The sequence below is a fragment of the Streptomyces sp. NPDC050315 genome (assembly GCF_040655775.1).
GTDB lineage: Bacteria > Actinomycetota > Actinomycetes > Streptomycetales > Streptomycetaceae > Streptomyces.
The window spans coordinates 977,144-990,137 of sequence record NZ_JBFAKN010000001.1 but is presented as its reverse complement, the minus strand read 5'-3'; the positions used below and the strand labels follow the sequence as shown (position 1 = coordinate 990,137).

Annotated in this window: 14 protein-coding genes; 11 read left to right on the top strand and 3 right to left on the bottom strand. The window is 72.4% G+C overall.

Annotated elements, in window-relative coordinates:
- Positions 1–28: 28 nt before the first annotated feature.
- Positions 29–472, bottom strand: coding sequence for an ATP-binding protein (locus tag AB0I82_RS04365; protein WP_363255541.1), 444 nt, complete (start codon positions 470–472; stop codon positions 29–31).
- Between the two features lie 136 nt (positions 473–608).
- Here AB0I82_RS04365 and AB0I82_RS04360 point away from each other — a divergent pair, with 136 nt between their 5' ends.
- The 3 genes from AB0I82_RS04360 (at position 609) to AB0I82_RS04350 (ending at position 2,644) form a co-directional block, all read left to right on the top strand.
- Positions 609–1,475, top strand: a complete 867-nt coding sequence (locus AB0I82_RS04360; protein WP_363255540.1) for a helix-turn-helix transcriptional regulator — start codon at positions 609–611, stop codon at positions 1,473–1,475.
- 6 nt (positions 1,476–1,481) lie between these two features.
- On the top strand, positions 1,482–1,760 hold the full coding sequence (locus AB0I82_RS04355) for a DUF397 domain-containing protein (protein WP_363255539.1): 279 nt from the start codon (positions 1,482–1,484) through the stop codon (positions 1,758–1,760).
- Between the two features lie 110 nt (positions 1,761–1,870).
- On the top strand, positions 1,871–2,644 hold the full coding sequence (locus AB0I82_RS04350) for an SAM-dependent methyltransferase (RefSeq protein ID WP_363256067.1): 774 nt from the start codon (positions 1,871–1,873) through the stop codon (positions 2,642–2,644).
- A 35-nt stretch (positions 2,645–2,679) separates the two neighbouring features.
- On the opposite strand, the gene AB0I82_RS04345 is transcribed toward AB0I82_RS04350, so the two are convergent.
- Positions 2,680–3,606 carry a carbohydrate kinase family protein gene (locus AB0I82_RS04345; RefSeq protein ID WP_363256066.1) on the bottom strand — a complete coding sequence of 309 codons (927 nt, stop codon included), beginning with the start codon at positions 3,604–3,606 and terminating at the stop codon, positions 2,680–2,682.
- Positions 3,607–3,967: 361 nt separating this feature from the next.
- On the opposite strand from AB0I82_RS04345, the gene AB0I82_RS04340 reads away from it, so the two are divergent.
- The 8 genes from AB0I82_RS04340 to AB0I82_RS04305 all read left to right on the top strand — a co-directional run bounded on the left by AB0I82_RS04340 (position 3,968) and on the right by AB0I82_RS04305 (position 11,330).
- Positions 3,968–4,744, top strand: a complete 777-nt coding sequence (locus AB0I82_RS04340; RefSeq protein WP_363255538.1) for an alpha-ketoglutarate-dependent dioxygenase AlkB — start codon at positions 3,968–3,970, stop codon at positions 4,742–4,744.
- A gap of 45 nt (positions 4,745–4,789) precedes the next feature.
- Positions 4,790–5,653, top strand: a complete 864-nt coding sequence (locus tag AB0I82_RS04335; protein WP_363255536.1) for a GNAT family N-acetyltransferase — start codon at positions 4,790–4,792, stop codon at positions 5,651–5,653.
- A 155-nt stretch (positions 5,654–5,808) separates the two neighbouring features.
- A complete protein-coding gene (locus tag AB0I82_RS04330) occupies positions 5,809–6,990 on the top strand; it encodes an MBL fold metallo-hydrolase (protein ID WP_363255535.1) in 1,182 nt (393 codons plus the stop codon).
- 314 nt (positions 6,991–7,304) lie between these two features.
- Entirely contained in the window at positions 7,305–9,272 is a 1,968-nt protein-coding gene (locus tag AB0I82_RS04325) for an ATP-binding protein (RefSeq protein ID WP_363255534.1), read from the top strand.
- The gene (locus AB0I82_RS04320; RefSeq protein WP_030253300.1) at positions 9,262–9,708 is read left to right on the top strand and encodes a roadblock/LC7 domain-containing protein; all 447 of its coding nucleotides are present in this window, start codon (positions 9,262–9,264) and stop codon (positions 9,706–9,708) included. Before AB0I82_RS04325 ends, AB0I82_RS04320 begins: the two co-directional genes overlap by 11 nt.
- 2 nt (positions 9,709–9,710) lie before the next feature.
- Positions 9,711–10,112, top strand: a complete 402-nt coding sequence (locus AB0I82_RS04315) for a DUF742 domain-containing protein (protein WP_363255533.1) — start codon at positions 9,711–9,713, stop codon at positions 10,110–10,112.
- Positions 10,090–10,725, top strand: a complete 636-nt coding sequence (locus AB0I82_RS04310; RefSeq protein WP_363255531.1) for an ATP/GTP-binding protein — start codon at positions 10,090–10,092, stop codon at positions 10,723–10,725. Before AB0I82_RS04315 ends, AB0I82_RS04310 begins: the two co-directional genes overlap by 23 nt.
- Entirely contained in the window at positions 10,722–11,330 is a 609-nt protein-coding gene (locus AB0I82_RS04305) for a GAF domain-containing protein (protein WP_363255529.1), read from the top strand. Before AB0I82_RS04310 ends, AB0I82_RS04305 begins: the two co-directional genes overlap by 4 nt.
- A 108-nt stretch (positions 11,331–11,438) precedes the next feature.
- Here the strand turns inward: AB0I82_RS04305 and AB0I82_RS04300 are convergent, their stop codons facing one another.
- A complete protein-coding gene (locus tag AB0I82_RS04300; protein ID WP_363255528.1) occupies positions 11,439–12,686 on the bottom strand; it encodes an acyl-CoA dehydrogenase family protein in 1,248 nt (415 codons plus the stop codon).
- Between the last annotated feature and the right edge of the window lie 308 nt (positions 12,687–12,994).

Here is a 12,994-nt window from a genome sequence, read left to right as displayed (position 1 = left end):
CGCGGGGTCTCCTGGCACCGAAGACCCACTAGTACGCGAGGTCCGCCCACACGACCCGGCCCCGGCCGGTGTCGGCGGGCCGTTCGCCCCAGTCCTCCGACACCGCGCCGACCAGCAGCAGGCCGCGGCCGGACTCGCGGTCCGTACTGCGGGGCTGGGTCTGCGGCCGGGAGTCGCTGTGTCCCTGGTCGGTGACCGCCACGCGCAGCCGCGTGCCGTCGAGGGTCAGCTCGCAGGAGACCCGCTCGCTGTCGGTGTGCCGCACGGCGTTGGTGAAGAGCTCCGAGACCACCAGCTCGGCGTCGTCGCGCAGCTGCTCGGTCACGCCCCAGGTCCGCAGCGCCGAGGTGACTCTTCGGCGGGCCTCCGGAACGGAGGTGCGCAGCGCCGGCAAATGGAAGGCGTCGCTGAGGAGTTGGACGGCGACGCCGCCGCATCCCCTTAACGATTCCGCGTGGTGGGAGGAAGGCACTCCGCAACTATGTGCGATGTTGAACAAGCTTGGCAAGGACCAACCTGTAAATTGCAGAATCGTCATGACAGTCTGTTGGCGCTTCTGATGGCATGACACACTGCTGAGCACGTAACTCAGTTGGAGGAGATCACAAGTGGTGGACGCACGGTCGGGCGGAGCGCCGACCGTCCTGCGGGTTGTCCTCGGCAAGAGGCTGCAGGACCTTCGAGAGAAGGCCGGACTCTCCTTCGAACAGGCCGCAGAGGCACTGGACGTCACGCACGCGACCGTACGCCGCATGGAGAAGGCCGAGGTCGGGCTGAAGATCCCGTACGTGGAGAAGCTGCTCGCCACCTACGGCGTCACCGACGCGGAGGAGAGTGAGACTTTCGTCGCACTCGCCCGGGAGGCCAACCGCCCCGGCTGGTGGCACCGTTTCCGCGACGTACTGCCCGACTGGTTCAGCGCGTACGTCAGCCTGGAGAGCGCCGCCAACCTCATCCGCGCCTACCAGCCGCACTACGTACCCGGCCTGCTGCAGACCGAGGGCTACGCGCGCGCCGTGCTGCGCGCCGGTATGCCGCACGCCGCCCCCGAGGAGATCGACCGCGCCGTCGACCTGCGCATGGAACGCCAGTCGCTGCTCCGCCGCGACAACGCGCCCATGCTGTGGGCCGTGTTGGACGAGACGGTGCTGCGCCGCCCGGTCGGCGGCTCCGATGTCATGCGCGAACAGCTCGACCGGCTGATCGAGGCCACCGAACTGCCCAACGTACGGCTGCAGATCATCCCCTTCGCCACCGGCCCGCACCCCGCCATGTACGGGCCGTTCCACATCTTCCGGTTCCCCATCCCGGAGCTGCCCGACATCGCGTACGCGGAGAGCCTGGTCGGCGCCGTGTACTTCGACCAGCGCGGCGATGTCTCGCAGTTCCTGGAAGCGCTGGACCGGATGTGCGCGCAGGCCGCGCCCGCACACCGCACCGCAGCCCTTCTGACGGGCTTTCGCAAGGAGATCTAACCCCCCATGGATCGCACACGTATCTACAACGGCATGCCGGCCAGCGAGCTGGGCAGCGAGGGCTGGCACAAGCCGTGGAGCGGCGGCAACGGCGGCGAGTGCGTCGAGGCGATGAGACTCAAGGACGGCCGGGTGGCGCTGCGCCAGTCCACCGATCCCAACGGCCCGGCGCTGATCTACACCCACGGCGAGATCGAGAGCTTCATCCGGGGCGCGAAGGCCGGCGAGGCGGACTTCCTGCTGCACGCGGCGCCCTGTGTCTGCGCGGACCGGAGGAGCGCATGAGCGACGCGACCTTCCCTGCGGACCCCAGTCCGCTCGCGGACCACAGTCTTCCGGCGGAGCAGGGCTTCACGGCAGACGAGATCGACACCAGCAGGCCGCATCCCGCGCGGATGTACGACTACTACCTCGGCGGCTGGGACAACTACGCGATCGACCGCGAGGCCGCCGACGAGGTGATCCGCGTCCACCCGCAGGTCCGCGACAGCGCCCGCGCCAACCGCGCCTTCATGCAGCGCGCCGTCCGGGACGCGGCACGCGCCGGCATCCGGCAGTTCCTCGACCTCGGCACGGGCATCCCCACCTCACCCAACACCCATGAGGTGGCGCGCGAGAAGATGCCGGACGCGCGAGTGGTCTATGCCGACAACGACCCGATCGTGGCCACCCACGCGGGCGCCCGGCTCACCAACGCGCCGGGCACCGGCTTCGTCCTCGGCGATGTCCGCGACCCGGCGAAGCTGCTGGCCGCCCCCGAGGTCCGCGCGCTGATCGACTTCGATCAGCCGGTGGCCGTGCTGCTCGTCGCCGTACTGCACTTCGTACGCGACGACGAGGACCCGGCCGGCGTGGTCGCGGCGCTCGCCGACGCACTGCCCGCCGGCAGCCGGCTGATCCTCTCCCACGCCACGGGTGAGCCGTACGAGGAGTACGCGGAGGGCCGCACGGACGAGGTGGCGCGGGACGGCGTCCTGAACGTCTACAAGAACACCACCGCCACGCTCAACCTCCGCGACCGGGCCGCGGTCCAGCGGCTCTTCGGCCCGTTCCGGCTCCAGGAGCCGGGCGTCGTCCGGGTACCGCTGTGGCGCCCGGACGGCCCCGTGCCCACCGCCGAAGAGATCAACAACACGATCTTCTACGGCGGGGTGGGCATCAAGGCGTGAGCCTCACGAGGTTCACGGGGTTCACGGGGTGAAGTTCACGGCGTGAGGGAGGGAGTCCGCAGCTCGGCTGCGGGCTCCTCCTCTTCCGCCGCTGCCGCGCGCAGCTCCTCCGCCGTGATGAGCGCGGTGTGCGTGCCCTCCGAGGTGCAGGCGTGCGCGCCCGCGAGCGTACCCAGCCGGGCGCACTCCTCCAGGTCCTGCCCGGCCAGCCGGCCGTGCAGGAAGCCGCACACGAAGGCATCGCCCGCGCCGTTGCTGTCCACCACCGGCGCCGCCGGCACGGCCGCGGGAACGTGCCGCGGCGTGGAGTCGTCCGGAGTGAGCAGATACGCGCCGCCCGCGCCCGCCGTGGCGATCACCGCCTCGGCCCGGCCCTCGCGCAGGATCTCCCGCATCACCGCGCCGATCCGCTCCCCGGCGCCCGCCGCGCTGAGGAACACCAGGTCCGAGCGGAGCGCGAACTCCCGGTGGTGGTCGGCCAGCCCGTCCCAGTCGTGCAGATCGGTGGAGACGGGGACGCCCAGCTCCGCGATGTCGTCGAAGAGGAACCGCGCGAAGTGCATGATCGACAGATGCACGTGCCGGGTCCGGCGGAGGTACGGGAAGTAGTGCTCGGGCGGCATCCGCAGCTCGAGCGGGTCCCGGCCGTCGTAGAAGGACGTGCGGCGGCCGTCGGGGGAGACGAGGTTGACCGCGCGGCGGGTCCCGTGCGGGGAGACCATCGGATCGAAGTCGACGCCGGTGCCCTTCAGCCGCTCCCTGACCAGCTCGCCCTCGTGGTCCGCACCGATGAAGTCCACGAACGCGGTGGACAGCCCGAGCGCCGCACAGCCGAGCGCGACGCCCGTGCCCGTATGCCCGGCCCATTCCCGGATCGGCGGTACGGCGAAGGAGTCGGCCTGCGGAACCGGCAGCGCGCCGACCCGGACGATCGTGTCCACACCCGATCCGCCGACGACCAGCACGTCGTACGGCTGCGTCGGCCGGGTGTCCTGGTGGAGTCCCTGCTGGAATGTCACAAGTGTCCTTGAATCCCTGGCTGGTGAGACCGATAACGGCCCATTGGGGCCGCTTCGGGGAGTGTAGACGCCACGCACCCCGCGCAACGGCAAGTCACTACCCCGTCACCCGCCGGAACGTGCCTGGCGCCGCTCCACCACCGCTTTCCGGACAGCCCGCGCGCCGCACCCGCCCCGTGCGGTCCGCCCGGCGGCCCCGCCCCCGCGTGTTGCTCAGCCCGCGGGACCCGCGCTCGGGGGCCGCCGGGCGCGGCGCCACTTGGCCGATACCCGACGGCGTGCGGCCCCGGGGGATGATGGAGACATGGAGGGCGAAGCGGACGGACTGTTCCCGCGCGAGGTGTTCCCGCGCGAGCGGACGGAGGTGGCGCCCGGCGCGGTACACGTGCCGGACTGGCTGGACCCGGGGGAGCAGCGGGAGCTGTTGGCGGCGTGCCGGGAGTGGGCCGGGCAGCCGGCCGGGCTGCGGACCGTACGGACTCCGGGCGGCGGCGTGATGTCCGTCCGTCAGGTCTGCCTGGGCTGGCACTGGAGCGCGGTGCCCCGCTGCCCGGACTGCGGCCGCGCGGTCCGGCGCAACCCCGACTGCCCGGGCCGGCACTCCTATCCGTACGCCTACACCCGTACCGTCGTGGACGGCGACGGCGCGCCCGTGAAGCCCTTCCCCGAACGGCTCCGCGCGCTCACCGACCGGGCGCTGCGGGCCGCGTACGGCAGCGGACTGGGCGCGGCACCGTACGCGCCCGACGCGCCGTACGACATCGCCCTGCTCAACTTCTACGGCGACGACGCCCGGATGGGCATGCACCAGGACATCGACGAGCGCTCCGCCGCGCCCGTGATCTCCCTCAGCCTCGGCGACACCTGCGTCTTCCGGTTCGGCAACACCGAGACCAGGAACCGGCCCTGGACCGATGTCGAGCTGCGCAGCGGCGACCTCTTCGTGTTCGGCGGCCCGTCCCGGTGGGCGTACCACGGTGTACCGCGCACCGCACCCGGCACCGCCCCCGCGGAGCTCGGCCTGAAGGGCCGCGTCAACCTCACGCTCCGTGTTGGCGCGCTGGAGCGGGCCGCGTCCTGAAAAAGCGGCTGCGCGCCCCCTGGGGCCGGTCGCACGCTGTGGACCATGAGCTGGACGACGACGGATGACCTCGACACCTTCCTGACCCACGCGGGCGGCTTCGTGCACTCTCGACCCGCCGAGCACACGGTGCTGCTCGGCGTCGCGGCCACCCTGGCCGCCGCGGGCCCCGCGGCCTATGGCGACGAGCCACCCCGGTACGGCTGGTGGCGCGGCCCGGACGGCCGGACCACGGGCGCGTTCCTGTGGACCCCGCCGCGCCTGCCGGTGCTCTCGCCGATGCCCGACCGGGCCGCCGCCGAGCTCCTGGAGGTCCTCGCGGCCGGGCCGCTGCCGGTCGGCGGGGCCAACGGCGCGCGGCCCGCCGCCGACGCGTTCACCGCCGCCTGGGAGCGCCGCACGGGCCGCGCCGCGCGGCTGCGGACGCACCTCCGGCTGTACCGCCTGGGGGAGCCGGCCCCGCCGGACCCGGCGCCGCGCGGCAGCGCCCGCGCCGCCACCGCCGCCGACCGCGGCCTCCTCGTGGACTGGTGGGGCGCCTTCGCGCGGGAGAGCGGCGGCGAGCCGTACGGGCACGACCGCGCGGTCGACGACCGGCTGTCCTACGGCGGGCTCACGCTCTGGGAGGCCGACGGACGCCCGGCGTCGCTGGCCGGCCTCACCCGCACGGTCGGCGGCATGGTGCGGGTCGGCCCCGTCTACACACCGCCCGCGCTGCGCCGCAACGGCTACGCGGCGGGCGCCACGGCCGCGGTGACGCGCGGCGCGCTCGCGGCCGGAGCCGAGCAGGTGCTCCTCTTCGCCGACACCGCCAACCGCACCAGCACGGCCCTGTACGAGCGGCTCGGCTACCGGCCCGTCGGCGACCACCGCCGCTACGACTTCCCGCAGGGCACGCCGCCCCCGTAAGGCACTCGGTGTCCCCCGCCCTCCGGCTGGGTACCCGTCCCCCGACCGGTGGTACGCGGAATGCCCGGGCCGGTCGCGCGGTTGCCCGTTGAGGGTGATGGTGTTGTGACCGTCCCGAACTTGGAGGTGTCGTGACCGCTCCCCGCTCTTGGCGCATGAGTACCGGCTCGTGGCGCACCGCCGCATTCGGCGCCGTGCCCACAGGAGAGCGCCTGGCCAGGATCCGCCGCTCCCCGCAGTTCGTGGACGGGCAGTTCCGCAACCCGGTCGCCACCCGGCAGCTCCTCCAGGGCTCGACCCTGCCCATGGTCCGTACGCAGCTGAACAGGGACGGCCGGCTGCGCAGGGCACCCGTGGGCGAGATTCCCGTGCACCACCCGACCGCGGCCGATTGGGCCCGGCCGCCCGCCTCCGGGCTGCGTATCACCTGGATGGGCCATTCGAGTGTGCTGGCGGAGATCGACGGGCAGCGGGTGCTGTTCGACCCGGTCTGGGGCGAGCGCTGCTCGCCGTTCACCTGGATCGGGCCACGGCGGCTGCACCCGGTGCCACTGCCGCTGACGGAGCTGGCGCCGGTCGACGCCGTCGTCATCTCGCACGACCACTACGACCACCTCGACATGCCCACCATCCAGGGCCTGATCACCACCGGCACCGCCTTCGTCGTGCCGCTCGGCATCGGCGCCGACCTGGAGTACTGGGGCGTGCCGCCGGAGCGGATCACGGAGCTGGACTGGCACGAATCGACGCGGGTGGGGGAGCTGACGCTGACCGCCACCCCGGCGCAGCACTTCTGCGGGCGCGGGCTGCGCGGCCCGCAGCACACGCTGTGGGCGTCCTGGGTGGTCGCCGGGCCCGAGCACCGCGTGTTCCACAGCGGCGACACGGGCTACTTCGGCGGCTTCGCGGAGATCGGGAAGGCACACGGCCCGTTCGACCTCACCATGATCCAGATCGGTGCGTACAGCGAGGAGTTCTGGCCCGACATCCACATGACGCCCGAAGAGGGCCTGCGCGCCCACCTCGACCTCGGCGGCGGCCGCCCCGCCGGCGCCCTGCTGCCGATCCACTGGGGCACTTTCAACCTGGCGCCGCACCCGTGGGCGGAGCCGGCGGAGCGCACGGCAGCGGCGGCCATGGCGGCCGGCGCGAAGCTCGCGGCGCCGGTGCCCGGCAAGCCGTTCGAGCCCGCCGACGAGCTGACCGTGGAGCCGTGGTGGCGGGCCGCCGCGGTGCCGCCGGTGCACGGCTGGCCGGCCTGGCCGCCGAGGGGGCCCGCGGCGATGGCGAGCGGGGCGGGCAGCGGCGCGGGGAGCGCGCCGGCCGCCGGGGAGTGAGCGGCGGCGCCGTCCCGAAGCGGAATCCGGAACGGGAATCCGGAGCCGGAAGGGAATGAACGCCCGGACAGCGAACGGCAGTTCGTACCACTTCGTACTGGCGAGCGGGGGACGGTAACTCAAGGAGGTGGCGCGGGGTAGCGAAACCCCGAAGTCCATCTGATCGGCCCCTCCGCAACAACTAGCGTGCGTGCTCCGCGAACCGCCGACGGCCGATCCGGAGGGCGCCGATGCCTGCTGCATTTCCCCAGGGAACGGGGACCGAAGTGTCCCAGGACTCCCCCCAATCCCACGGGACCGGGGGGACGGGGGGAATGGTTCCCGCACCGCTGCCCGGACGGCGGCGGGACCGCGAAGGCGCCCGGCACAGCCGCGTACCGCTCCGCGAGACGGCCGCCGACTCCGTCATACGCGTCCGCCTCGTCCGCCTCGCGGCCGTGCCCTGCCTGCTCGTCGCCGCGACCTGCTCCGCCGTGGCCGCCTTCATCGCCCGGTCCGGCGGCCAGCCGCTCAGCGCCGCCGCCTGGACCGTCCTCGGCTGCGGCTTCGCCCTCGTGTGCGGCATCACCGCGGTCGCCTGCGCCGCCGCCACCGCCGAGGCCCGCGCCACCGTCCAGCGCTACGCCCGGCTGCGGGAGGTGTGCGCCCGCAGCCAGTCCGACCTGTACGCCCTCGTGCACCGCGTACGCCAGGGCGAATGGCTCCAGCAGCGCGCCCCCGAAGCGCTGCCCCGCCCGGCCGGAGACACCCTCGACCTCCTCGTCCACGACGTCGCCGCCGCCGGGCGCGCCGCCGAGGCCGCGGTCATCGACGCCGTCGCCATCGCCCGCGGCAACGCCAGCGGCAGCGAGCAGAAGGTCGAGGTCTTCGTGAACCTCGCCCGGCGCCTGCAGTCCCTGGTCCACCGCGAGATCGAGCTGCTGGACGAGCTGGAGAACCGGGTCGAGGACCCCGATCTGCTCAAAGGTCTCTTCCACGTGGACCACCTCGCCACCCGCATCCGCCGGCACGCCGAGAACCTCGCCGTCCTCGGCGGCGCCATCTCCCGCCGCCAGTGGTCCCGCCCGGTCACCATGACCGAGGTCATGCGCTCCTCCATCGCCGAGGTCGAGCAGTACCCGCGCGTCAAGCTCGTACCGCCCATCGAGGGCACGCTCCGCGGCCACGCCGTCGCCGACGTCATCCACCTCCTCGCCGAACTCGTCGAGAACGCCACGGTCTACTCGGCTCCGCACACCCACATCCTGCTCCGCGCCCAGCTGGTCACCGCCGGCCTCGCCGTCGAAGTGGAGGACCGAGGGCTGGGCATGGACGTCGAGGAGCAGGACCGGATGAACGCGCTGCTCGCCGACCCCGACCACGTCGACGTCGCCGAGCTGCTCAACGACGGCCGCATCGGCCTGTTCGTGGTCTCCTCGCTGGCCCGCCGGCACGGCGTCGTCGTCCGCCTGCAGAGCAACATCTACGGCGGCGTACAGGCCGTACTCATCCTGCCGCAGGGCCTGTTGGGAGACGAGCCGACCGAGGAGACGGACGGCAAGGCCGACGCGGCCGCCCGGCCCGCCGTCGCCGCCGCGCCGCCCGCCGACGCCCCGCGCCGCCGCGTCGTACGGACCGCCAACGGCCACGCCGACCTCGATCCCGGCCTGCTGCCGCCCGAGGCCCCGCGGCCGGACCGCCCGGAACCGGCGACTGCCCGCCCGGCACCGGCCGCCGCCCGGCCCGCACCGGCCGCCCGCCCCGCGACGGTCGGCGCGCACACGGCGCACACCGCTTCTGAGGCCCCGGAAGGCCGCGCCGCGGGGCCCACCGAACCGCGCCGGGACGCCGCACACGCCGATGCGCGCGACCCCGGCAGCGGACGGGCCGCGGCGGCGGGCGCTCCCACCGCCGCCGTGGCCCCGGGACCCGAGACCGGACCCGGCTCCGTCGTACTGCCCCCCGCCCCGCCCGTGACCACCGGCGACCGCCCCCGGTTGCCGCGCCGCCGCAAGCAGGAACACCTCGTCCCCGAACTGCGCACCGACCCCACCCCGCCCGGCGGCACCCGCGCCGCCGGCCGCCCCGAGCCCGAGCACGACCCCGGCCTGATGGCCGCCTTCCGGCGCGGCATCACCCGCGCCGACGACACCTACGACGCGGCAGCGGACCGGGGCACCGCGTACGACAGCAACACCGCCTACGACACCGCCGCTTACGACAGCGCCGCCCCCTACGACCACACCGGCACCGGCCCAGTCCGGAGCCGCCCCCGAGGAGACGACCAGAACCATGGTGAGTGACGTTCACGTACAGTCCCAGCGACACGGCGGCCGGCCGACGACGGACCTGTCCTGGCTGCTGACCGGACTCGTCCAGCGCGTACCGCACGCCCGCAGCGCCCTGCTGCTCTCCTCCGACGGGCTGGTCAAGGCCGCACACGGCTTCGAGCCCGACAGCGCCGACCACATGGCCGCGCTCGCCTCCGGCCTGTACAGCCTGGCCCGCAGCGCCGGGGTCCGCTTCGGCGACGGCGACGACGTCCTCCAGGTCGTCGTCGAGCTGGAGTCCACCCTGCTCTTCGTCTCCACCGCGGGCTCCGGCGCCAACCTCGCCGTGCTCGCCTCCCGCGAGGCCGATGTCGCCGTCCTCGGCTACGAGATGGGCATGCTGGTCAAGAGCGTACGGCCCTACCTCGCCACGCCTGCGCGGCACCAGGCGCAGGCGGGCAGGCACTGAACATGGCGGTACGTCGCCGGAGACGGCAGGGGTCGGAGCCGCTCTGGCTCGACGACGAGGCCGGCCGCCTGGTCCGCCCGTACACCGTCAGCAACGGACGGACCCGCCCGACCGCGCACTTCGACCTGCTGACGATGGTGATCGCCACCGGCAAGCGGCCCGTGACGTGCCAGGGCCCGGACTACATGCAGGTCCTCGGTCTGTGCGGCGGCCCGGTCTCCGTGGCCGAGGTCGCCGCCCATATACGGCTGCCGGCGGTGGTCACCAAGGTGCTCCTCGCCGACCTCGTGGACTGCGGAGCTCTCACCGCCCGGGCCCCTACGCAGAGTCCGCACGGAGAGTCGCCCTGTACCGACCGAGCACTCCTGGAGGCGGTGCTGCATGGACTCCGACAGCGCCTTTGAAACGACCAGTACTTTTGCACCGTACGCCCCCGCCACCACCCCCAACGGCGACCCCTTTCCGTCCGCTCTGAAGATCCTCGTCGCGGGTGGCTTCGGGGTCGGCAAGACCACCTTCGTGGGCGCCGTCAGCGAGATCGAACCGCTGTGCACGGAAGAACTCCTCACCCAGGTCAGCATCGGCACCGACTGCCTGGACGGGGTCGAGGAGAAGACCACCACCACCGTCGCGATGGACTTCGGGCGGATCACCGTCAGCACCGACCATGTGCTGTACCTCTTCGGCACGCCCGGCCAGCAGCGCTTCTGGTTCATGTGGGACGAGCTGTCCGCCGGCGCGCTCGGCGCCGTCGTGCTCGCCGACACCCGGCGCTTGGAGGACTGCTTTTCCGCCGTCGACTTCTTCGAGCGCCGCGGCATTGAATTCATCGTCGCGGTCAACCAGTTCGACGGCTCCTTCCACTACGAACCGGACGAAGTGCGCGCCGCCATAGACCTCTCACCCAGCACCCCGGTCGTGCTGTGCGACGCCCGGCACTGCAGTTCCGCGACCAACGTCCTGGTCTCCCTCGTCCAGCACCTACTGACCCCCGTATTCGCAACGGAGCTGCCATGAACCGCCCCGCGTCCCGACTGCCGGCGCCCACCTACGACCCCACCCGGCACCTGCTGCTGACGCCCGATGACGACGAGGCGCCGGCGCGGGTCGCGCGGCTGCGTACGCTCGGCATCGGCGAGGCGCCGCTGCCCGCCTTCGACGACTTCGCGCGGAACCTCGCCCGGACCACCCAGGCCCCGTACGCCATGGTCAACTTCATCGACGAGCACCGGCAGTACTTCGCCGGCCTCTACACCCCCGCCGAGGAGCAGGCGCCGGTCGAGCTGGGGCCCGCGCCGGCCAGCGCGCAGCCGGGCCGGGTGATGGCCCGCGACCACGGTTACTGCCCGCACGTCATCGTCCGCCGCAAGGCGCTGGTCCTGGAGGACGTCTGCGACTACCCGCGGTTCGCCGGCAACCCGGTCGTGGACGAGATCGGCATCCGTTCCTATCTCGGCGCGCCACTGATCGACCGTACGGGCATGGCGCTCGGCACCGTGTGCGTCGTGGACCTCGAACCGCGCCCGTGGGGACGGGAGGGCCTGGACACCATCAAGACCATGGCGGCCCGGCTGGTCGACCAGATCCACCGGATGGAACAGGAGCGGACGGACGGGCTGTGAGCCCGCCCGCGCTCGGGGACCGACGGGCCGGTGGGGCCTCGCTGTGACGGCGAGGCCCCACCGGCCCGTTGTTGCTTCTCCCGCTCTCCCGCAGTAGGTCCTGTGTGGTCACCCCGTGAGCAGGCCCGCTCCCGCGTACGCGTGGTGGTGGTCGTACTCCTCCGTCCGGTCCTCCGTACGGACCCGTTCCGAGAGCCGGCCGGACCATTCGCCGTGCGCCGTGCCCAGCGCCAGCTCACCCAGCCGCAGCAGCTGGACGTCGGAGGTGCCGGCCGGCGCGAAGATGTGGTGCGCGTCCCGCAGATAGCGCTCCACCGGGCGGTCGGTGAACAGCCCGCACGCGGCGTGGATGTCCATCGCGTCGCGCGCCGACTCGATCGCCGACTCGACATTGACGAGCTTGGCGTTCATCAGCTCCGCGTCGCAGTTCTCGCCCCGGTCCAGCAGATGCACCGCGTGGTACGCCGCGAGCCGCGCGGTCAGCAGCCGGGACTGGATCCGGCCCAGCTTGAGCTTGATGTTGGTCAGTGCGTGCAGCGGCTTGCCGTAGCGGTGCCGCTCCGCGCAGAAACGTGCGGTCTCCTCCAGGACCGCCTGGTGGATGCCGAGGGAGACGGCGGTGAGGTTCGGGCGGCCGTACAGCACGCTGGAGGAGTACGCGACGGCCAGCCCGTCGCCCTCCCGGCCGAGGAGGTTCGCCGCCGGGATCCGGCAGTTGTCGAAGAAGAGCTCGCCGAAGCTGAAGCCGTGCAGGCCCATCGTGGCCGCCTGCGGGCCGACCCGGAAGCCGGGGCGGTCGTGCTCCACGAGGAAGGCGGACAGGCCGTGCGATCCCTCGCCGGTGCGCACGACGACGCCGTGCAGGTCACCGACGTGGCTGTTGCCGACGTATATCTTGCGGCCGTTGAGGATGTAGTCGTCGCCGTCGCGGACCGCGCTGCTGGACATGCCGAGCACATGACCGCCGGAGTGCGGCTCGGTGACCGCGATGGTCGGCAGGCACTCGCCCGCCGCGATGGCGGGCAGCCAGGTCTTCTTCTGCTCCTCACTGCCGAAGTGGATGATCTTCGCGACACCGAGCTGGGACGCCTGCACCATCGCGCCCATGGCGGCGCTGACCCGGGACAGCTCCTCGATGATCACGGTCTTGGCCAGGTGTCCGGCCCCCATGCCGCCATAGCCGCGCTCGACGGTCGCGCCGATCCACCCCTGGCGGGCGATCCGGCGCGACAGGGCATGGCAAACGGAACGGCTTGCCTCCATCTCGGCTATGCGGGGGCGTACTTCGCGCTCGGCGAAGTCGCGCACCCTGTGCCGGAGTGCCTCATGCCGCTGGTCGGTGAAGTAGCGATGCAAGACGAGCCCTCCTCCGCGATGCGTCCGCGCTAGTTGCTCTGTGTCATCCGGTACGTGCAACTCCTCGATCGAATCCGGACAGTTGTTCAGTGGTTACCCCGAGTGCAATACCCGTTGGCATACCTGGCGCAGGACACATAAAACCTCTACTCACCGCATTTATGCGAAGACAATGGAGTGCGGATTGATCCTTCACCACCCCGAGGGGCTGCCACATGCGAAAAAGCAGAACTGAGGCAGGAGTGATCAGAGTTGCTCGCCGAGGGGGTACGTGTGACCGAATTTCATCGGGGTCTCGTCACCCCCTG

What these genes read in the sequence shown, in the direction of transcription:
- AB0I82_RS04335 (WP_363255536.1), top strand. Translation starts at nt 4,790, where the DNA reads ATGAGCTGGACGACGACGGATGACCTCGACACCTTCCTGACCCACGCG.
- AB0I82_RS04325 (WP_363255534.1), top strand. Translation starts at nt 7,305, where the DNA reads ATGGTTCCCGCACCGCTGCCCGGACGGCGGCGGGACCGCGAAGGCGCC.
- AB0I82_RS04330 (WP_363255535.1), top strand. Translation starts at nt 5,809, where the DNA reads ATGAGTACCGGCTCGTGGCGCACCGCCGCATTCGGCGCCGTGCCCACA.
- AB0I82_RS04355 (WP_363255539.1), top strand. Translation starts at nt 1,482, where the DNA reads ATGGATCGCACACGTATCTACAACGGCATGCCGGCCAGCGAGCTGGGC.
- AB0I82_RS04320 (WP_030253300.1), top strand. Translation starts at nt 9,262, where the DNA reads ATGGTGAGTGACGTTCACGTACAGTCCCAGCGACACGGCGGCCGGCCG.
- AB0I82_RS04340 (WP_363255538.1), top strand. Translation starts at nt 3,968, where the DNA reads ATGGAGGGCGAAGCGGACGGACTGTTCCCGCGCGAGGTGTTCCCGCGC.
- AB0I82_RS04350 (WP_363256067.1), top strand. Translation starts at nt 1,871, where the DNA reads ATGTACGACTACTACCTCGGCGGCTGGGACAACTACGCGATCGACCGC.
- AB0I82_RS04310 (WP_363255531.1), top strand. Translation starts at nt 10,090, where the DNA reads ATGGACTCCGACAGCGCCTTTGAAACGACCAGTACTTTTGCACCGTAC.
- AB0I82_RS04315 (WP_363255533.1), top strand. Translation starts at nt 9,711, where the DNA reads ATGGCGGTACGTCGCCGGAGACGGCAGGGGTCGGAGCCGCTCTGGCTC.
- AB0I82_RS04305 (WP_363255529.1), top strand. Translation starts at nt 10,722, where the DNA reads ATGAACCGCCCCGCGTCCCGACTGCCGGCGCCCACCTACGACCCCACC.